This window comes from Geodermatophilus marinus (assembly GCF_003428645.1).
In the GTDB taxonomy this organism is placed as follows: domain Bacteria; phylum Actinomycetota; class Actinomycetes; order Mycobacteriales; family Geodermatophilaceae; genus Geodermatophilus.
Genome location: NZ_QVQH01000025.1, coordinates 18,367 through 37,909, shown reverse-complemented (window position 1 = coordinate 37,909; position 19,543 = coordinate 18,367). Strand labels below are relative to the sequence as shown.

Annotated in this window: 18 protein-coding genes; 8 read left to right on the top strand and 10 right to left on the bottom strand. The window is 76.9% G+C overall.

Features of this window, described 5'->3' with window-relative positions:
- Nucleotides 1-90 precede the first annotated feature (90 nt).
- Entirely contained in the window at nucleotides 91-993 is a 903-nt protein-coding gene (mmuM, locus tag D0Z06_RS20490) for a homocysteine S-methyltransferase (protein ID WP_117379395.1), read from the bottom strand.
- Nucleotides 994-1,208: 215 nt separating this feature from the next.
- On the opposite strand from mmuM, the gene arfB reads away from it, so the two are divergent.
- Together arfB and argG are read left to right on the top strand one after the other, a co-directional pair.
- The gene (gene arfB, locus D0Z06_RS20485) at nucleotides 1,209-1,646 is read left to right on the top strand and encodes an alternative ribosome rescue aminoacyl-tRNA hydrolase ArfB (protein WP_199522442.1); all 438 of its coding nucleotides are present in this window, start codon (nucleotides 1,209-1,211) and stop codon (nucleotides 1,644-1,646) included.
- Between the two features lie 52 nt (nucleotides 1,647-1,698).
- A complete protein-coding gene (argG, locus tag D0Z06_RS20480; protein WP_117379393.1) occupies nucleotides 1,699-3,147 on the top strand; it encodes an argininosuccinate synthase in 1,449 nt (482 codons plus the stop codon).
- Nucleotides 3,148-3,169: 22 nt separating this feature from the next.
- On the opposite strand, the gene D0Z06_RS20475 is transcribed toward argG, so the two are convergent.
- The 4 genes from D0Z06_RS20475 to D0Z06_RS20460 form a co-directional block, all read right to left on the bottom strand.
- Nucleotides 3,170-4,405, bottom strand: a complete 1,236-nt coding sequence (locus tag D0Z06_RS20475) for an RNA polymerase sigma factor (RefSeq protein WP_233517844.1) — start codon at nucleotides 4,403-4,405, stop codon at nucleotides 3,170-3,172.
- A gap of 3 nt (nucleotides 4,406-4,408) precedes the next feature.
- Nucleotides 4,409-4,759, bottom strand: a complete 351-nt coding sequence (locus tag D0Z06_RS20470; protein WP_117379429.1) for a YciI family protein — start codon at nucleotides 4,757-4,759, stop codon at nucleotides 4,409-4,411.
- 110 nt (nucleotides 4,760-4,869) lie between these two features.
- Entirely contained in the window at nucleotides 4,870-5,508 is a 639-nt protein-coding gene (locus D0Z06_RS20465) for a GNAT family N-acetyltransferase (protein WP_117379392.1), read from the bottom strand.
- Nucleotides 5,509-5,567: 59 nt separating this feature from the next.
- Nucleotides 5,568-6,497, bottom strand: coding sequence for an alpha/beta hydrolase (locus D0Z06_RS20460; protein WP_117379391.1), 930 nt, complete (start codon nucleotides 6,495-6,497; stop codon nucleotides 5,568-5,570).
- Nucleotides 6,498-6,661: 164 nt separating this feature from the next.
- Between D0Z06_RS20460 and D0Z06_RS20455 the strand changes: the two genes are divergently transcribed.
- The 4 genes from D0Z06_RS20455 (at nucleotide 6,662) to D0Z06_RS20440 (ending at nucleotide 12,430) form a co-directional block, all read left to right on the top strand.
- Nucleotides 6,662-9,286, top strand: coding sequence for a molybdopterin oxidoreductase family protein (locus D0Z06_RS20455; protein WP_117379390.1), 2,625 nt, complete (start codon nucleotides 6,662-6,664; stop codon nucleotides 9,284-9,286).
- Nucleotides 9,286-10,980 carry an FAD-dependent oxidoreductase gene (locus D0Z06_RS20450; RefSeq protein ID WP_117379389.1) on the top strand — a complete coding sequence of 565 codons (1,695 nt, stop codon included), beginning with the start codon at nucleotides 9,286-9,288 and terminating at the stop codon, nucleotides 10,978-10,980. The genes D0Z06_RS20455 and D0Z06_RS20450 overlap by 1 nt, the downstream gene beginning before the upstream one ends.
- Nucleotides 10,977-11,387 (top strand): Rieske (2Fe-2S) protein, encoded by a 411-nt coding sequence (locus D0Z06_RS20445; RefSeq protein ID WP_117379388.1) that lies wholly within the window; start codon nucleotides 10,977-10,979, stop codon nucleotides 11,385-11,387. Before D0Z06_RS20450 ends, D0Z06_RS20445 begins: the two co-directional genes overlap by 4 nt.
- A gap of 92 nt (nucleotides 11,388-11,479) precedes the next feature.
- Nucleotides 11,480-12,430, top strand: a complete 951-nt coding sequence (locus D0Z06_RS20440; RefSeq protein WP_117379387.1) for a class I SAM-dependent methyltransferase — start codon at nucleotides 11,480-11,482, stop codon at nucleotides 12,428-12,430.
- 19 nt (nucleotides 12,431-12,449) lie between these two features.
- On the opposite strand, the gene D0Z06_RS20435 is transcribed toward D0Z06_RS20440, so the two are convergent.
- The 5 genes from D0Z06_RS20435 to D0Z06_RS20415 all read right to left on the bottom strand — a co-directional run bounded on the left by D0Z06_RS20435 (nucleotide 12,450) and on the right by D0Z06_RS20415 (nucleotide 18,055).
- Nucleotides 12,450-13,235 (bottom strand): hypothetical protein, encoded by a 786-nt coding sequence (locus D0Z06_RS20435; RefSeq protein ID WP_117379386.1) that lies wholly within the window; start codon nucleotides 13,233-13,235, stop codon nucleotides 12,450-12,452.
- Nucleotides 13,236-13,368: 133 nt separating this feature from the next.
- The gene (locus tag D0Z06_RS20430) at nucleotides 13,369-14,808 is read right to left on the bottom strand and encodes an MFS transporter (RefSeq protein ID WP_117379385.1); all 1,440 of its coding nucleotides are present in this window, start codon (nucleotides 14,806-14,808) and stop codon (nucleotides 13,369-13,371) included.
- Between the two features lie 361 nt (nucleotides 14,809-15,169).
- A complete protein-coding gene (locus D0Z06_RS20425; protein WP_233517843.1) occupies nucleotides 15,170-16,291 on the bottom strand; it encodes a uroporphyrinogen-III synthase in 1,122 nt (373 codons plus the stop codon).
- 94 nt (nucleotides 16,292-16,385) lie between these two features.
- On the bottom strand, nucleotides 16,386-16,997 hold the full coding sequence (locus tag D0Z06_RS20420; protein ID WP_233517842.1) for a uridine kinase family protein: 612 nt from the start codon (nucleotides 16,995-16,997) through the stop codon (nucleotides 16,386-16,388).
- A complete protein-coding gene (locus D0Z06_RS20415) occupies nucleotides 16,976-18,055 on the bottom strand; it encodes an MBL fold metallo-hydrolase (protein WP_117379426.1) in 1,080 nt (359 codons plus the stop codon). The genes D0Z06_RS20420 and D0Z06_RS20415 overlap by 22 nt, the downstream gene beginning before the upstream one ends.
- A 52-nt stretch (nucleotides 18,056-18,107) precedes the next feature.
- Here D0Z06_RS20415 and D0Z06_RS20410 point away from each other — a divergent pair, with 52 nt between their 5' ends.
- Together D0Z06_RS20410 and infC are read left to right on the top strand one after the other, a co-directional pair.
- Nucleotides 18,108-18,599 (top strand): PH domain-containing protein, encoded by a 492-nt coding sequence (locus D0Z06_RS20410; RefSeq protein WP_117379383.1) that lies wholly within the window; start codon nucleotides 18,108-18,110, stop codon nucleotides 18,597-18,599.
- 326 nt (nucleotides 18,600-18,925) lie between these two features.
- On the top strand, nucleotides 18,926-19,507 hold the full coding sequence (infC, locus tag D0Z06_RS20405) for a translation initiation factor IF-3 (RefSeq protein WP_117379425.1): 582 nt from the start codon (nucleotides 18,926-18,928) through the stop codon (nucleotides 19,505-19,507).
- The last annotated feature ends 36 nt before the right edge of the window (nucleotides 19,508-19,543 follow it).

Genomic DNA, 19,543 nt, shown 5'->3' with positions numbered 1-19,543 from the left:
GACCCGGTGACCCGGTCGATGATCAGGTGAGCTGGTCATCGGGGGTCCTGGCTCACCACCGGTGGTCAGCCAGGACCGTCAACGGTCAGCTCACCTGATCATCGTCGCGAGGCCCCGGATGTCGGCCGGCGTCACCCGGCAGCAGCCGCCCACCGCCCGCGCCCCGGCGGCCACCCACCCCGGCACCGCGTCGAGGGGGAGGCCCCCGGACCCGGTCCAGCGCCGGGCCGTGGCGTCCCAGCCCTCGCCGCTGTTCGGGTAGGCGACGACCGGCTTGCCGCTGGTGTCCGCGGCCAGGACGCCGGAGCGCACGCCGGCCGGGTCGGTGCAGTTGACCCCCACGGCGACGACCGCGTCGACGCCGGCCACCATCGCGAACACGTCCGCGGCCAGCTCGCCGCGCCGGGTGCGGGCCAGACCCGCGGCGTCGACCACGGTCGTCAGGGACAGCCAGATCGGGACCCCCAGCGCGTCGGCCTCGGCGACGAGCGCCTCGGCCTCGGCGGCCGCCGGGACGGTCTCGCAGGCCAGGACGTCGGCGCCCGCCTCGGCCAGCAGCGCCATCCGCGGCCGGTGGAAGGCGCGCAGGTCGGCCACCGAGAGCTCCGCGACGTAGGCCCCGGTGTACTCCGAGCCGTCGGCGAGGACCGCCCCGTACGGCCCGACCGAGCCGGCCACCCACGCCTCCGGCGCGCCCGCGTGGGCCAGCGCGACGGAACGGGCGACCAGCCGGCGCGCCTCGGCGGCGTCCACCCCGGCGGCGCCGAAGCCCGCCTCGGAGGCCTGGTAGCTCGCCGTGGTCGCCACCTGGGCGCCGGCGGCGGCGAAGGCGGCGTGCGCGGCCACGACCGCCGCCGGGTCGTCGCGCAGCAGCCGGGCCGACCACAGCGCCGTCGACAGGTCCGCGCCCTGCGCCTCCAGCTGGGTGGCCAGCCCGCCGTCGAGCACCACGGGACCGGCGGCGAGGGCGGCGGCGAGGGAGCGCTCGGGCATGCCCCGATCGTCCCCGCCCGCGCCGGCCGCGGAGGCCCCGGGACGCCCCCGGGCGCCGCGATCACGAAGTCAGGGAATCACCACGCCGTCGTTCACCGGCGCGCCTCTTCCCGGATTTCATGATCGCCGGGACCGGTGCCGGGACGGCGCCCGGGACAGCGGGTGGGACGGCGCCCGGGACAGCGGGTGGGCCGGCGTGGGGGAGACTGCACGGCGTGCCGATCGACGACGCCGCGGGCGACCTCCCGGTCACCGGGGCGCTGGTCGTCCCGGCGGCCGCGCTGTCGTGGCGGTTCTCCCGCTCGTCGGGGCCCGGGGGGCAGGGGGTGAACACGGCCGACTCCCGGGTGGAGCTCTCGGTCAGCCCGCTGGCGCTGCCGGGGCTGGGCGCGGCGCAGCGGGACCGGCTCGCGCAGCGGCTGGCCGGCCGGCTGGTCGACGGCGTCCTCACCGTCGTCGCCGCCGAGCACCGCCAGCAGCTGCGCAACCGCCAGGTGGCGCGCGAGCGGCTGGCCGCCGTCCTCCGGGCCGCGCTGGCGCCGCCCGCACCCAGCCGGCGGCGGACCCGGCCGACCCGTGGCTCGCAGGAACGGCGGCTGGAGGCGAAGAAGCAGCGCGGCCGGCTCAAGCGCTCCCGGCGCCGCTGGGACTGACCTCACACCCCGCTGTTTGCATGATCATGCACGGTTGCGCATACTTCTTCTCATGTCCAAGGTGCTCACCTCCCTGCCCGTCGGCGAGCGCGTGGGGATCGCCTTCTCCGGCGGTCTCGACACGTCGGTGGCGGTCGCGTGGATGCGCGACAAGGGGGCGGTGCCCTGCACCTACACGGCCGACATCGGCCAGTACGACGAGCCCGACATCGACTCGGTGCCCGGCCGGGCCGGCGCCTACGGCGCGGAGGTCGCCCGGCTGGTCGACGGGCGGGCGGCGCTGGTCGAGGAGGGGCTGGCCGCGCTGACCTGCGGGGCCTTCCACATCCGCTCCGGCGGGCGCAGCTACTTCAACACCACGCCGCTGGGCCGGGCGGTCACCGGGACGCTGCTCGTGCGGGCCATGCTCGAGGACGACGTCCAGATCTGGGGCGACGGCTCGACGTTCAAGGGCAACGACATCGAGCGCTTCTACCGCTACGGGCTGCTGGCCAACCCCTCGCTGCGGATCTACAAGCCCTGGCTGGACGCCGACTTCGTCAGCGAGCTCGGCGGCCGCAAGGAGATGTCCGAGTGGCTGGTCGCCCACGGCCTGCCCTACCGCGACAGCACCGAGAAGGCCTACTCCACCGACGCCAACATCTGGGGCGCCACCCACGAGGCGAAGGCGCTCGAGCACCTGGACGCCGGGGTCGAGATCGTCGAGCCGATCATGGGCGTGCGGTTCTGGGACCCGGACGTCGAGATCGCCCCCGAGGACGTCACGATCGGCTTCGCCCAGGGCCGGCCGGTGACGCTCAACGGCAAGGAGTTCCCCGGCGCCGTCGACCTGGTGCTCGAGGCCAACGCCATCGGCGGCCGCCACGGCCTGGGCATGTCCGACCAGATCGAGAACCGGATCATCGAGGCCAAGAGCCGCGGCATCTACGAGGCCCCGGGCATGGCGCTGCTGTTCACCGCCTACGAGCGGCTGGTCAACGCCATCCACAACGAGGACACGATCGCGACCTACCACAGCGAGGGTCGGCGGCTGGGCCGGCTGCTCTACGAGGGCCGCTGGCTGGACCCGCAGGCGCTCATGCTCCGGGAGTCCCTGCAGCGCTGGGTCGGCACCGCGGTCACCGGCGAGGTCACCCTGCGGCTGCGCCGCGGCGAGGACTACTCCGTGCTCGACACCTCCGGCCCGTCGTTCAGCTACCACCCGGACAAGCTGTCGATGGAGCGGACCGAGGACTCCGCCTTCGGCCCGGTGGACCGCATCGGCCAGCTCACCATGCGCAACCTCGACATCGCCGACTCCCGGGCCAAGCTCGAGCAGTACGCGGCGCTGGGGATGGTCGGCGGGGCGCACCCGGCGCCGATCGGGGTGGCGCAGGCGGCCTCGACCGGGCTCATCGGGGCGATGGACGCCGGGGGTGCCGAGGCGATCGCGTCCCGCGGGGAGGTCTCGGAGGACGAGGAGCTGCTCGACCGCGCCGCCATGGAGTCCGGCACCGACTGAACGCAGGGCCCGCTCCGGCGGGTCACCGGGGGAGCTCGGCCCGGCGGCGCTCGAGGAAGGCGCGCTCGGCGGCGTTGCCGGTCAGCGCCAGCGCCTGCCCGTAGGCGGCGCCGGCCTCCGCCGTCCGCCCCAGGCGGCGCAGCAGGTCGGCCCGGACGGCGGGCAGCAGGTGCGAGCCGGGTAGCGCGAGCCCGTCGAGGACCGCCAGCGCCGCCTCCGGCCCGGCGACCTCGGCCAGCGCCACCGCCCGGTGCAGCGTGACGACCGGGGTGGGCGTGAGCGCCAGCAGCTGGTCGTAGAGCGCCAGCACCTGGCGCCAGTCGGTGCCGGCCGCGGTCGCCGCGTCGCCGTGCACGGCCTGGATCGCCGCGTGCACCTGGTACGGCCCGGGCGCGCCGCGGCGCAGGCAGCGGCGCACCAGCTCCCGGCCCTCGGCGAGCAGCGCGGCGTCCCACCGCGTGCGGTCCTGCTCGGCGAGCGGGACCAGCTCCCCGCCGGGCCCCACCCGGGCCGGCCGGCGGGACTCCGCGAGCAGCAGCAGGGCGAGCAGGCCGGTGACCTCCGGCTCGTCGGGCATGAGCTCGGCGAGCGCGCGGGCCAGCCGGACCGCCTCGACGGCCAGGTCGGGGCGGGTGAGGTCGTCCCCGGCGGTGGCGGTGTGCCCCTCGGTGTAGACGAGGGAGACCACGGCGAGGACGCCGGCCAGCCGGTCGGGCAGGTCGGCCTCGCGCGGCACCCGGTACGGGATCCCCGCGGCCCGGATCTTGGCCTTGGCCCGCACCAGCCGCTGGGCCATCGTCGCCTCCGGCACGAGGAAGGCGTGCGCGACCTCGGCGGTGGTGAGCCCCCCGACCAGCCGGAGGGTCAGCGCCACCCGGGCCGCGGGGGCCAGGGCCGGGTGGCAGCAGGTGAACAGCATGCGCAGCCGGTCGTCGCGCACGGCGCCCTCCTCGGGCGGCGGGTCGGGGTCGGCGAGCCGGGCGGCGGCCACGTACCGGCCGGTGCGGCCGGCCTCGCGGCGCAGCCGGTCGATGGCCCGGTTGCGGGCGGTGGTGACGATCCACCCGGCCGGGCTGGGCGGCACGCCGTCGGCCGGCCAGCGCTGCACGGCGGTGAGGAAGGCGTCCTGCACCGCCTCCTCGGCGGCGTCGATGTCGCCGAGGAGGCGGGTGAGGACGGCGACCGCGCGCCCGTAGGACGTGCGGAACACCGCCTCCACCTCGGGCACGCCGACGCCGGGGGCGCCGACGTCCGGCACCGGCTACACGCCCCGGTCCGCGACCGGCCGGACCTCGATCGGCAGGCCGGTGGCGCGGGCGTACCGGCGGCCCCACTCCAGGGCCGCGTCGAGGTCCTCGGCCTCGACGACGGTGAACCCCCCGATGAACTCCTTGCCCTCGGCGTACGGGCCGTCGACGACCAGGACGTCGTCCCCGGAGGGCTGGAGCAGCGTGCTGGCCTCCGGCGGGTGCAGGGCCGCGGCGAACACCCAGGAACCGGCGGCCCGCATGTCGTCGGACACCGCCCGGACCTCGCGCATGATCGGCTCGAGCTCCTCGGGCGGCGGCGGGTCGCCGACGGGCTGGACCAGGTTGAGCAGGTACTGCGCCATGTCGTCCTCCTCGGGTCGCGCGGCGCCCTCGTGGCGGCCGCTCACCCCCTGTACGAACGGGCACCGCCCGGATCGACACCCGCGCCCACCGGCACCCCGGCGGGACCCTCTCAGCCGCCCGGTCGGCGCACCAGCAGCCAGAGCGGGAGCTCGTCGTCGGCGGTCCGCGCCGCCCGGTCGACCTCGAACCCCGAGCGGCGCAGGAACCGGACGCCGGCCCAGGTGTGCACGGCGGCCGCCGCCGGCACCCCGTCGGCGTCGCAGCGGTCGAGCACCGGCCGCAGGACCGCGGTCCCCAGGCCGCGGCGGCGGCTGCTGGGCCGGGTGCCCAGGTGGGTGAGCCACCAGTGCGGCCCTGCGGGCCGGGCCGCCGCGAGCAGCTCCGCGGTGGCCGCCACCCGGGCGGCGTGCGGGCCCGAGAGGTAGGGCAGCTCCCGGGCCAGCGCCGCGCGCACGTCGCCCGGCAGGGGGGTGGTGCCCTCGGCGCCGGGCGGGGGCTCCCAGGTGGCCACGGCGGTGACGTCCTCGGTGACCCAGCCGCTGCCGGTCGCCACCGCCCGGTGCCCGGCGTCCAGCTCGTGCCAGCGGGTCAGCCGCTGCACCCGGCCGTCCTCGGGCAGCGCCCAGCGCACCCAGCGGGAATCGGCCAGCGCGACGGTGAGCGTCGCGGCGATCCGCGGCACGTCGCGCTGCTCGGCCCGGCGCACCGACGGGGTGCCCAGGCGGATCGTCGTCCCCGGCTCGCTCACCGGGCCATCCCACCACCGCCCCGGGAGGGACGGCGCGGCGGCCGTCCCTCCCGGGAGGCTCACCCCAGGGCGCCCTTGACCTCGCGGGCGACGTCCTCGACCAGGGTCTGGTAGCGGCCGCACATGCCGCCCAGCCAGAACAGGCCGTGGATCTGGCCCTCGTAGCGCTGCAGCGTGACCGGTACGCCGGCCTCCCGGAGCCGTTCGGCGTACTTGGCGCCGTCGTCGTGCAGCGGGTCGAACTCCATCACCGCGACGAAGGCCGGGGGCAGCCCGCTGAGGTCGGCCGCCCGCACCGGGGAGGCGTAGGGCTCGGTGCGGGCGGCCTCGTCCGGGACGTAGTGGTCGCGGAACCAGCGCATGGAGGCGGCGGTGAGCAGGTAGCCCTCACCGTTGGCCCGGTAGGAGTCGGTCTCCATGTCGGCGCAGTCGGTGACCGGGTAGATCAGCGCCTGGAAGGCGATCTCGGGGCCGCCCCGGTCGCGGGCCATCAGCGCGACGACCGCGGCGAGGTTGCCGCCGGCGCTGTCCCCGGAGACGACCAGGCCGGCCGGCTCGGTGCCCAGCTCCTCCAGGTGCTCGGCCACCCACCGGGTGACGGCGTAGCAGTCCTCGGGCGCGGCGGGGAAGGCCGACTCGGGGGCCAGCCGGTACTGCGCGGAGACGACAACGCAGCCGGTCGCCTCGGCCAGCGCCCGGCACGGGCCGTCGACGACCTCGATGTTGCCGATCACCCAGCCGCCGCCGTGGAAGTAGACGAGCGCACCCCGCGGGGACCCGTGCGGCCGGTAGATCCGCACCGGGAGCGCACCCGCCGGCCCGGGCACGGTGCGGTCGCCCACGGCGGCCACCTGCACGAGCTCGCCCTGCATCTCGCGGAAGGAGTTGGCCATGTCGCGGGCCTGGGACACCGACAGCGCGGAGATGTCGGGGGCGCCCTGCGCCTCCATGGCGTCGAGCAGGGCCTGGGCTTGCGGGTCCAGTGGCACGGAGTCCTCCTGACGTCGGTGTCATGTGGTGCTCCGCAACCTAGTCACACCCGGGGCCGGGCACGAGGCCCTCACGCCGACCGCAGCGCCGCGGTGAGGGAGCCGGAACGCAGGGTTGACGCCGGTGCCGCGGCCGGGAAACGGCCGCCGCGCAGGCTGCTCCCGTGCCCGCCACCCCGCTGACCGCAGCCCGTTCCGGGGCCGGCCCGCGGACCCGGACCACCGGCACGCACTGCCCCTACTGCTCGCTGCAGTGCGGGGTGACGATGACCGCCGGCGACCGGCCCGCGACCCTCGTGCCCGCGGACTTCCCGACCAACCGCGGCGGACTGTGCTCGAAGGGCTGGTCGGCGACCGAGCTGCTCGACCACCCCGAGCGGCTCACCCGGCCCCTCGTCCGGGCGGTGCCGGGGGACCGCACCAGCCCGCTGGTCGAGTCGACCTGGGAGGAGGCGCTGGACCGGGTGGTCGCCGCGGTCCGGCGGACCCAGGCCGAGCACGGCCGCGACGCCGTGGGCTGCTTCGGCGGCGGCGGGCTGACCAACGAGCAGGCCTACCAGTTCGGCAAGTTCGCCCGGGTCGCCCTCCGGACGAGCGCCATCGACTACAACGGCCGGTTCTGCATGTCCTCGGCCGCCGGCGCGGCCAACCGCGCCTTCGGTATCGACCGCGGGCTCCCGTTCCCGCTCTCGGACATCGCCGAGGCCGGCGTCGTCGTCCTGGTCGGCAGCAACCCGGCCGCCACGATGCCGCCGGCGATGCAGTGGTTCGACGAGGGGCGCGAGCGCGGCGCCGTGCACGTCGTCGTCGACCCCCGCCGGACGGCGACCGCCCGCAACGCCGCGCTGCACCTGCAGCCGCTACCGGGCACCGACCTGGCGCTGGCCAACGGGCTGCTGCACATCGCGCTGGCCGAGGGGCTGGTCGACGAGGAGTACGTCACGCAGCGGACCACCGGCTTCGACGACGTCCGCGCAGGCGTGGCCGGTTACTGGCCCGACCGGGTGGAGCGGCTCACCGGCGTCCCGGTCGCCGACCAGCGCCGCACCGTGTTCGCGCTGTCCCGCGCCGAGAAGGCGATGATCCTGACCGCGCGCGGGGCCGAGCAGCACCGCCACGGCACCGACACCGCCCAGGCGTGGATCAACCTCGCCCTCGCGCTCGGGCTGCCCGGCCGGCCCGGCAGCGGCTGGGGCACCGTGACCGGTCAGGGCAACGGGCAGGGCGGGCGCGAGCACGGGCAGAAGGCCGACCAGCTCCCCGTCTACCGCTCGCTGGCCGACCCCGCGGCGCGCGCGCACGTCGCCGCCGTCTGGGGCGTCGACCCCGACGACCTGCCGCGGCCGGGGCGCAGCGCCTTCGAGCTGCTCGACGCGCTCGGCACCGAGGGCGGCGTGCGCACGCTGCTCGTGCTGGCCTCGAACGTGGCGGTCAGCGCCCCCGACGCCCGCCGGGTGATCAGCCGGCTCGGCGACCTGGACTTCCTCGCCGTCAGCGACTTCTTCCTCTCCGAGACCGCGCAGCTGGCCGACGTCGTCCTCCCCAGTGCCATGTGGGCGGAGGAGGAGGGCACGATGACCAACCTCGAGGGGCGGGTGATCCGCCGCCGGCGGGCGCTCGACCCACCGGCCGGGGTCCGCGACGACCTGCAGCTGCTCGCCGAGCTGGCCGCCCGGCTGGGCGCCGGGCAGCGGTTCAGCGCCGAACCCGAGGTGGTCTTCGAGGAGCTGCGCCGGGCCAGCGCCGGGGGCGCGGCCGACTACTCGGGCATCAGCTACCGGCGCATCGACGACGAGCAGGGCGTCTTCTGGCCCTGCCCGGCGCCGCAGGAGGGCGCGCCGGACCACCCGGGCACGCCCCGGCTGTTCGCCGAGCGCTTCGCCACCCCCGACGGCCGGGCGCGGTTCCTGCGCGTCGAGCACGTCGAGGCGCACGAGCGCCCGGACGACGAGTACCCCTACGTGCTCACCACCGGCCGGGTGCTCGCCCAGTACCAGTCGGGCACCCAGACCCGCCGCTCGCGCAGCCTGCAGCTGATCGCCCCGCTGCCGCGCGCCGAGCTGCACCCCGACCTCGCCCGCCGCCTGGGCATCGGCCCGGACGACGTGGTGGAGCTGGCCACCCGCCGCGGCCGGGCCCGCTTCGCGGCCACCCTCACCGACGGCATCCGGCCCGACGTCGTCTTCGCCCCCTTCCACTGGGGCGGGGGCTCCAGCGCGAACGCGCTCACCGACGCCGACGCCCTCGACCCGATCTCGAAGATGCCGGCCTTCAAGGTCTGCGCGGTCGCCGTCACCCGGGTCGCCGGCCCGGTCGAGCGGCTGCCCGCCCCCGACGCCACCACCCAGCCCGAGCCCCGTCCGCACGAGCACCCCGCGGCCCGGGGCCCGCTCCCGCCGGCCCGTGCCCCGCACCGCCCGCCCCCGAGGAGGACCCCCCGCGTGAAGAGCACACCCCGCTTCCTGCAAGGCGTCTACCCGATCTCGGGAGAAGGGCTGGCCAAGCCCGGCCCGGTCGACGCCGCGCTGCGCTACACCGTCCCCGCCGGCCTGTCGGCGCAGGCGTTGTACTTCCGCGGCGGCAACGCCACCGACGAGCTGGTGTACGTGCTGCTGCTGCGCGACGGCGAGCCGATGCGCTGGTTCCCGATCGGCGCCAAGGCCGACACCCACGTCCCGCTCCGGGTGGTCGAGGACCTGCCCGGCGGGAGCGTGGTCGAGCTGCACGCCGCGGCGCCCGAGGGCGTCACCGGCGAGATCGTGGTCGACCTCGGGCTGGTGGAGGTCTGATGACGGTCACCGACAGCAGGGTGCTCGGCGGCCGTCCCCGCGGGCTGACCGCGCTGCACCTGGACGACGACGAGCTCGACACCCGCGCCCGCCTGGTCGTCGTCGGCAACGGCATGGCCGGGGCCCGGCTGGTCGAGGAGGTGCTCGAGCGCAGCGGCGGCGAGCAGTTCCGGATCACCGTCCTCGGCGACGAGCCGCACGGCAACTACAACCGGATCATGCTCTCCCCGGTGCTGGCGGGTGAGGAGGGCGAGGACGACATCGTCCTCAACAGCCACGATTGGTACGCCGACAACGGGGTCACCCTGCGGGCCGGCGTCCGGGCGGAGCGGATCGACACCGCCGCCAAGCTCGTCCACGGCTCCGACGGCTCGAAGACCCCCTACGACCACCTGGTGCTGGCCACCGGCAGCTACTCGTTCATCCCGCCGATGACGGGGGTCCGCCGCGAGGACGGCGAGCTGCTGCCCGGCGTGTACGGCTTCCGCACCATCGACGAGACCCGGGCGATGCTGGCCGCGGTCGGCAGCTGCCGCCGCGCGGTCGTCATGGGCGGGGGCCTGCTGGGCCTCGAGGCGGCCCGCGCGCTTCAGGGGCACGGGCTGCAGGTCGACCTCGTGCACGCCATGCCGTGGCTGATGAACGCCCAGCTCGACGCCGAGGCCGGGGCGATCCTCAAGCGCAGCGTCGAGCAGCTCGGGATCACGGTGCACCTCGACGTCCTGGCCACCGAGGTGCTCGGCGACGAGCACGTCGAGGGCGTCGTGCTCAAGGACGGTCGGCGGCTGGACTGCGACCTGCTCGTCGTCGCCGCCGGGGTGCGCCCGCACAGCGACCTCGCGCTGCGCTCCGGGCTGGAGGTCGAGCGCGGGATCGTCGTCGACGACCAGCTGCGCACCGACGACCCGGACGTCTACGCCATCGGCGAGTGCGCCCAGCACCGCGGCCAGGTCTACGGCCTGGTGGCCCCGGCGCTGCGCCGGATCGCCGACGTCGCCGAGAAGTACGAGGTGCCGATGGTCAAGGTCACCGGTGGGCAGCGGATCGACCTGCTCGGCGTCCGCAAGGAGGACCTGCCCGCCATGTGGGACGACCTCGGCATGCCGTCGGGGTACGCCTACGGCAAGAGCATGCGCACGGTGAAGACCTGCGTCGGGTCGGACTTCTGCCGCTTCGGCCTCGGCGACTCCACGCAGCTCGGCATCGACATGGAGACCCGCTTCCAGGGCATCGAGAGCCCGGCCAAGATCAAGATGGCCGTCGTCGGCTGCCCGCGCAACTGCGCCGAGGCCTACGTGAAAGACGTCGGCGTCGTCGCGATCGGCAACGGGAAGTGGGAGGTCTACGTCGGGGGGGCGGCCGGGGCGAGCGTCCGCAAGGGCGACCTGCTGGGCACCGTCGGCTCGCCGGAGGAGGTGCTCACCCTGGTCGGCCGGTTCGTCCAGTACTACCGCGAGCACGCCAACTGGCTGGAGCGCACCTACGACTTCGTGCCCCGCGTCGGGCTGGAGCGCATCCGGCAGGTGGTCCTCGAGGACGCCGACGGCATCGTCGCCGACCTCGACGCGAACCTGCAGCGCTCGATCGACGCCTACCGCGACCCCTGGGGGCAGGACGGCGCCGAGCCGGCCACCCCGGGTCAGTTCCGCCCGTCCTTGCCGCTGGTCCCCCTGCCGGAGGTGCCCGTCCGATGACCGGCGCAGTGCACGCCCCCGCCGAGCAGCCCACGACGCCCGGCACCGCGACCGGCAGCCCGGCCACCGGGGTGGAGACCCCCGGCGCGACCGCCCCCGTCCGCGGCGAGCGGCACGTGGTCGGCCGGGTCGAGGACGTGCCGCCGGGGGAGGGGCGGGCCTTCGTCGCCGGCGGCGTGCAGGTCGCCGTCTTCCGGCTCCGCGACGGCTCGCTGCGCGCCACCCAGGCGGCCTGCCCGCACGCCGGCGGCCCGCTGGCCGACGGCCAGACCGACGCCGGCGTGCTGGTCTGCCCGCTGCACCTGTACGCCTTCCGCTGGGTCGACGGCTGCTCGCCCGGGTCGGCGCTCGCCCTGCGGACCTACCCGGTCACCGACGTGGACGGCGCCCTGGTGGTGGAGGTCTAGGCTCCTCGTCCGGACCGGTCGGCGTGCGCCGAGACTTGCCGATCTGGCAAACGCGCTTGCCGTGATTGCGTCGATCGGCGGACGGTGCCGTCATGCGCGACGACGATCCCCCCGCCACCCGGTCCGAGGCCCAGGAGCGCACCGTCGGGCCCGGTGGCCACGACCACCCGGCCCGGCCGCCGGGGGCCGACGCGCCGGCGTACGACCGGGCCTGGTGGGAGGAGCGGTACCGGTCGGCGCCCGGGCTGTGGAGCGGCCGCCCGAGCGACGTCCTCGTCGGCGAGGTCGCCGACCTGGCGCCGGGCCGGGCCCTGGACGCCGGCGCCGGGGAGGGCGGGGACGCGCTCTGGCTGGCCGGGCGCGGGTGGCGGGTCACCGCGGTGGACCTCTCGGCGGTGGCGCTCGACCGCGGTGCCCGTGCCGCCGCCGAGCGCGGCCTCGCCGACCGGATCGAGTGGCGGCAGGCCGACCTGGTCGCCGAGCCGCCGCCGCCGGCCGCCTTCGACCTGGTGTGCAGCTCCTACCTGCACCCGCCGGCCGCCGTCCGGGACGCGGTGCTGGCCGGGCTCGCCGCCGCGGTGGTGCCGGGCGGGACGCTGCTGGTCGTCGCCCACGACCCCAGCGAGCTCGCCCGCGGCCTTCGGCCCGAGGCGCCGGCGGACTTCTTCGCGTCGGCGGAGGAGATGGCCGCGCTGCTCGACCCGGCCGAGTGGGAGGTCCAGGTCGCCGGGGCCAGGCCGCGGCCGGCCCGCCCCCACGAGGTGGGCGGCCAGGACGAACATGGCCAGGAGGGGCATGGCCAGGAGGGGCATGGCCAGGAGGGGCATGGCCAGGAGGGGCATGGCCAGGAGGGGCATGGCCAGGAGGGGCATGGCCAGGAGGGGCATGGCCAGGAGGGGCATGGCCAGGAGGGGCATGGCCAGGAGGGGCACGGCCAGGAGGGGCACGGCCAGGAGGGGCATGGCCAGGAGGGGCACGGCCAGGAGGGGCACGGCCACGAGGTCGCCGACGCGGTGCTGCGCGCCCGCCGCCGGGCCGGGTGAGCAGCGGACGGGGGCCGGCTCAGGAGCGCGGCAGGCCCAGGTCGGCCAGCGTGGCCGCGACCAGGTCGTCGCGCAGCAGGTCCAGGACCAGCAGCCGGTGCACGAGCACGCCCCGCCGGGTGAGCCGCAGGTCGGTGCACCGCAGCCGGGGCAGCGCCGCACCCCCCGGTCGGGGCTGGGGCGGCGGCGGGTCCAGGAGGCCGCGGCGCTGCAGGTCGGCGAGGTCCTCCAGCGCGCCCCACGCGGGCCAGCCGCGGGGCTCGGCGGGCAGCGGCGCCATCGGCAGCGGCACCCGGTCGCGGCGGCCGACCGCGGCCAGCCACGCTAGCTGCCGGCCGGTCAGCCCGGAGGCCAGCCGCAGCCCGGTCCGCACCGTGCCCGCGTCGAGGTCGCCGGAGACGGCCGTCTCGGCCAGCAGGTAGCCCAGGTGGCGCACCCGCCACTCCTCGGCGGTGGCCGCGGCCACCCGCAGCACCTCGCCGGCGAGCTCGTCCAGCGGCGTGCGCCCGTCGGACACCACCCGGTCGGTGCGCACCGCCCGGCCCTCGGCGGCGCGGGTCACCGCCAGCTCGGCGGCGAAGGCCAGTGCCGCGCCCGCCCGCGCGCCCGCCCGGCTGCCGGGCAGCTCCGCCGCCTCGGCGGCGGCGCGGCGCAGCACCTCGGCCAGGGCCGGCTCCAGCCGGACGCGGGCCGCGGACGGGTCGAACAGCAGCGTCGCCGCGGTGCGGGCCATCGAGCCGGCGACGACCGAGCCGGCCTCGACCAGGGTGCGGCCGGGGGCCGGCGGGTCCTCGGGAGCGGTCACGGGCGGATCCTCCCCGGTCGGCGCGGCACCGCGCACGCCCGCGGTCGCCCGGCTCCCTCCAGCGGGGCAGCGCCGGCCCGCCCGAGGGGCCGGCCGGCGCCGGGGTTACCGCGGGGTGGTCACCGCCGGGAGGTCACACGCCTGCCCGCTGCATGAGGGTGCCGCGGCGGAGGTAGGCGGCCCAGGTGACCGCGACGCAGACGACGTAGAACGCGCAGAAGGTGACCAGCGCCGTCTCCACCCCGCCGGTCGCGCCGTAGGACTCCGCGATTACCCGCGGGATGAACACCGCCCCCAGCGCCCCGACGGCGGAGATGATGCCGACGGCGGCCGCGGTGTCGCGCCGGGCGCGGTAGAGGGTGGCCTCGGGGGAGTCGCCGGGGTGCCCGGCGGCGGCCTCGGCCCGGTAGATGATCGGGATCATCCGGTAGGTCGAGCCGTTGGTCATCCCGACGATCGCGAACAGCACGAGGAAGCTGGCCAGGAAGCCGGCGAAGCTGCCCGCCCGCAGGAAGTGGATGGCCGCGCCGATCGCCAGCGCCTGCCCGACGAACGTCACCAGGGTCACCCGCGCCCCGCCCACGCGGTCGGCCAGCCAGCCACCGACCGGGCGGGACAGCGAACCCACCAGCGGTCCGAGGAAGGCGTACTGGTAGGTGTCGGCGGCGAACTCGTTGGCCAGCACCAGCGGGAAGGCGCCGGAGAAGCCGATGAACGAGCCGAACGCGCCGATGTACAGGAACGACATGACCCAGGTCTGCCGGCGGCGGGCGACGGCGGCCTGGGCGGCCACGTTCGCGCGGGCGCCGGTCAGGTTGTCCATGAAGAGGAACGCGCCGACCGCGGCGATCAGGATGAACGGCACCCACATGAGCGCCACGTTCTGCACGTAGCGGTCCGCGCCGCCCTCGGTGGTCCGCCCGGTGGGCCCGCCCACGACGGCGATCCAGGACGCCGCCACCGCCAGCGGCCCGAGCAGCTGGATGACCGCCACCCCGATGTTGCCGCCGGCGGCGTTGAGCCCGAGCGCGAAGCCCTTCTTGTTGTCCGGGTAGAAGAACGAGATGTTCGCCATCGACGAGGCGAAGTTGCCGCCGCCGAACCCGCAGGTGACCGCGGTCAGCACCCACACCCAGTAGGGCGCGCCGGTGGTCGCGGCGACCACCAGCAGGGTCACCGGCACCAGGAGCAGCAGGGCGCTGACCACGGTCCAGTTCCGCCCGCCGAAGAGCGCCGGCATGAACGTGTAGGGCACGCGCATGACCGCGCCGACCAGTCCGGCGGTGGCGACCAGCCAGAACAGCTGGTCGCTGCTGAACCCGTAGCCGATCGAGGCGAGGACGGCGGTGGCGATGCTGAACATCTGCCAGACGCTGAAGCCGATGTTCTCGGCCAGCACCGACCAGACGAGGTTGCGGCGGGCGACCGGCCGGCCGGCCGGCGAGTTCCAGAAGGCGGGGTCCTCGGGGGCGTAGTGGTCGATCCAGCGCGAGCCGAGGCGGCCGACCGGCCCGGTGCCGGTCGGCGGCGCGGCGACCGGGACGGCGGTCCCGCGGGCGGAGGTGGTGGTCATCGGCAGGTCCCTGGGGGTCGTGGGGCCCGGCGCGGGCGCAGCCGGTGTGCGCAGGGACGCTAGGGAGCGCCTGTTTCCCGCCGACCGCCCCGGCGTGACCGCTCGGGAACCGTCCGCTCACTCGCCGCCGACGCCGCTGTGAGGCCCGGGACCACCACCGCCGTGCGGCCCGCGACCTGCCGTGCGGCCCGCGACCTGCCGTGCGGCCCGCGGCCCGCCGTGGGGTCCGCGACCTCCGCGGTGATCATGGGCGTCTGGCCGGCCGGCCCGGCGTGTCCCCCCGTGTCGCCGGCAGGACGCCCATGATCACCGGGAGAGAAGGGGGGAGGGGAGGGGGGAGGACGGGAGAAGGGCCGGCGGATCAGACCGCCAGGCGGTAACCCCGCTTCACCACGGTCTCGACCAGCGGCACCCCGAGGGCGGCGCGCAGCCGGGTGACCGCCATCTCGACCGCGTGCCCGTCCCCCCCGCCGGGAAGCACGCCCACCAGCTCCGGCCGGGAGCACACCGTCCCCGGGCGGGCCGCCAGGGCCCGCAGCACCGCCATCGGCCCGGGGGCCAGGTCGACGACCCGCCCGTCCACCACGGCGGCGTGCCCGCGCACCTGCAGCGCGTGCGGGCCGACCTGCAGCACCGGGTCGCGCTCGGGCAGCCGGGCCACCACCTCCCGGGCCAGCGCACCGAGCCGGGACCGGCCGGGCTGGACGGTGCGGACGCCGGCCGCCTCCAGCGGGGCCGCGGTCACCGGGCCCACCGCGACCGGCAGCACGCCGTCCCGCAGGGCCGTCACCAGGTCCGCCCGCCGGCCCAGGTCCTCGGCGACGGAGAGCAGGCTCGCGGCGGCCGGCGCGCTGGTGAAGGTCACCGCGTCCACCGCCCGGGCCGCCACGGCGGCGACCAGGCGGCGCACCGGGTCGACGTCCTCGGGCAGCACCCACCGGTAGACCGGCACGGTCAGCACCTCGGCGCCGCCGGCGCGCAGCGCGGCGACGAAGTCCGGCAGCGGGTCGCCGTGCAGCTGGACGGCGATGCGCCGGCCGGCCAGCGGCCCCTCCGCGCCGGAGAGCAGGTGCTCGAGCACCTCGGCCGAGGACTCCGACGGCGGCGACCAGGCGTCGACCAGGCCGCCGCCGCGGATGGCCCCGCGCGCCTTGGGGCCGCGGGCCAGCACGCGGGCGCCGCGTAGGTGGTCGACCAGCGGCAGGTCCCACGCCTCGGCCGCCGCCAGCCAGCCGCGGAACCCCACGCCCGTGGTCGCGACCACCAGGTCGACCGGGCGCTCGAGGACCCGGCGGGTGGCCGCCACCAGCTCGGCGTCGTCGGCCAGCGGCACGATGCGGATCGCCGGGGCGTACAGCACCCGGGCGCCGCGCCGCTCGAGCAGCGCACCCAGCTCCTCGCGCCGGCGTGCCGCCGTCACCGCCACGCTGTAGCCGGTCAGCGGCAGCGGACCGTCGGTCCCCTCCGAAGCGGTCTGGCTCACGCGTCCCCCTCGTCGTGGCGGCGGCCCGGGAGCGGCCCCGCACCACCCCATGGTCGCGGGCCGGCGTTGCGCGCGTGTGTCGCTGCGACGCACGTCACGGCCGGCCGCCGGTGCCGTCCACCCGGACGTCGGCCCGCTCCCGCGTGCCCTCCGCCGCGAACACCGCCGCCTCGAGGCCCTGCCAGCGCCGCCACTGCGGCGCCAGGGCCACGCCGTCGCGGGCCAGCCCCCGGGCCAGCCGCAGCGCCGCCGGGGCTTCCACCCACACCCGCAGCACCGCCCACGGGTCGGCCGCGCGGGGGCAGCTCCCGCAGCCCTCCACCACGAGGGCGGCCCCGGAAGGGACGCCGACCGGGACCGGGGCGAACCGCCCGGCGGCCCAGTCGTAGCGGTGGTAGGCGCCGTCCGCGCCGCCGGCCAGGGGCCGCAGCACCCCGGCGGCCAGCCGCGCCCAGGCGCCGGTCAGCGTCCAGCCCGCGTAGAGGTCGTCCATGTGCACCAGCGGCGCGCCCAGCGCGGTGGCGAGCGCGCGGCCGAGGGTGGTCTTGCCCGAGCCCGCCGGGCCGTCGACGCAGACCAGCCGGGTCCGGCCCAGGCGCGGCGCGGCGTCCCGCACCCGGGCGGCGAGCGCGGCCACCCGGGCGGCGCCCTCGCCGGTCGCCCCCGCGGGCTGCGCGCCCGGCGTCAGCGGGCCGCGACGGTCCACGTCGGCACGGGCCCGCCGCTGCCCACGACCAGCCCGCGGCGGGCCAGCAGCCGCAGGTGCGCGTCGGTCTCGGTGACCGCGAAGATGCGCATCCGCCGCTCGTAGTCCTCCCACGGCCGCGACCAGGTGAGGTGGGCGGCCAGCTGCCACGGCGTGGCGTGCGGGTGGGCGCGGATGGCGGCCAGCAGTTCGGCCAGCCGCCGCTCGTGGTGCGCCCGCAGCTCCGCCGTCCGGGCGGCGAGGCCGCGGAACCGCCACTCGTGCGCGGGCAGCACCTCGGCGGCCGCGCCGCTGCCGGCCACCTCCAGCGAGGCCAGGAAGTCGCCCAGCGGGTCCGCGGCGCCGAAGCCGGACGTCGACACGTTGGGGCTGATCCGCGGCAGCACGTGGTCGCCGGAGAAGAACAGGCCGGTGCGCTCCTCGGCGAAGCAGAGGTGACCGGCCGTGTGGCCCGGGGTGTGCACCGCGCGCAGCGACCAGCCGGGCAGGTCGGCGCGGTCGCCGTGCTCGAGCAGCCGGTCGGGCACCACCATCCCGGCCAGGTGCGCCATGTGCTCGGGGGTGCCGACGTCGGCGGCCGCCTCGGCGGGGTCGGCGCCGAGGGCGACCAGGAAGGCCACCTCCTCGGCGACCACCTGCTCCGGCGGCTTGCCGGTGAAGTGGTGCACGGCCCGCAGGTCCGCCGGGTGGATGGCCACCCAGGCCCCCGACGCCGCGGCCACGCGGGCGCCCAGCCCGATGTGGTCCCAGTGCGCGTGGGTGATCAGGACCCCGCGGACGTCGGCGACGCCGGCGCCGATCGAGGCCAGCCCGTCGCGCAGCGCCCGCCAGCCCTCCTCGCTCTCCCAGCCGGTGTCGACCAGGCCGAGACCGCCACCGGCGAGGGCGAGCGCGTAGGCGGTCACGTAGCGCAGCGGGTTGTGCGGGATGGGGACCGGCAGCGACCACAGGCCGGGCCGGACCTCCTCGACGGGCGGCAGCACGCGCCGCCGCCACGCCTCGTGCTGCACGGTGCCGGTGACCTCCGTGCCCGCGACGGCCGTGCCCGGGTCCTCCATGCCGGTCACTCTGCCAGCACCGCCGACCGTGCCCGCCTGGGACCATGGGGGCGTGCCGACGCCCGCACCGCCCCCCGTCTCCGCCGTCCCCCGCCGGTGGCGGCTGCTCTGCGCCCTCGCGGCGGCCGCCGTGCTCGCCGTCCTCACCTTCGTGGGGCTGACCCTGGACGAGCAGACCTCCGGGGTGGTCCGGTACACCGCCGCCGACCAGGTGGCCGTCGTCCTGCTGGGGGTGCTGCTCGCCCTCGGCCTGCTCGCCCTGGGCCGGCCCCGGATCGACGCCGACGCCGACGGCGTGCGGGTCCGCAACCTGGCGGGGACGCGGACGGTGCCGTGGACGGCGGTGCGGGCCATCCGCTTCGACCGGCGGTTCCGCTGGGCCACGCTGCGGCTGACCGACGACGACGAGTTCGCGCTGCTCGCCGTCCAGGGCGCCGACGGCGGGCGGGCGGCGGACGCTGTCGAGGGGATGCGGGCGCTGCACGCCGCCGCCCTGGCCCGGCAGCCGGCACCGCCGCCGCTGCTCTACGGCCCCGGGGAGTGACCGGACCCCGGGAATGACCTGCGCGCCCGGCGCGCTGTAGCATGGGCGTGCCTCCCCGCTACACCGAGGCGCGCGAACCACTTCGGTGGCCCTGCCCCGGGCCGCCGACACCAAGAGGAGCCCGCTCCCACCTGCCGCCCCCCGGGCGTCCAGGTCACCGGATCGCGGACCACCGGCCAGCCGGCGGCCCGTGTCGCGCGACGAGCCCCGTGCCCGTCGCCCCGGGGCGAGCGGGCCCCGCGAGCAGGCAGCTCGCGGGGCCCGCTCGCCGTCCCGGGCCCGGTCGGGCGAGCGGCTCCTCCCGTGCAGACAGCAGAGGAGAGGCCATCACCGAGCCCCGCATCAACGACCGTATCCGCGTCCCCGAGGTCCGCCTGGTCGGCCCGGAGGGCGAGCAGGTCGGCATCGTGCCGATCGGCGAGGCGCTGCGCCTGGCCCAGGACTCCGAGCTCGACCTCGTCGAGGTCGCGCCCATGGCCCGGCCGCCCGTCGTCAAGCTCATGGACTACGGGAAGTTCAAGTACGAGTCGGCGCAGAAGGCCCGCGAGGCCCGGCGCAACCAGGCGCTCACCGTCATCAAGGAGATGCGGCTGCGCCTGAAGATCGACCCGCACGACTACGAGACCAAGAAGGGCCACGTCGAGCGCTTCCTGCGCAGCGGCGACAAGGTCAAGATCACCGTGATGTTCCGCGGTCGCGAGCAGTCCCGGCCGGAGATGGGCTACCGGCTGCTGCAGCGGCTGGCCGCCGACGTCGCCGAGCTGGGCGTCGTCGAGTCCAACCCGAAGCAGGACGGGCGGAACATGGTCATGGTGATCGCCCCGCACCGCAACCAGGCCGCCACCGACGCCTCGCGCCGCTCGGCCAAGGCGGAGAAGCAGGCCGGGAACCAGGCGCCCGGCGCCTGACGCCGAACCGGGCACCACCGCACCGACGTACCGGCG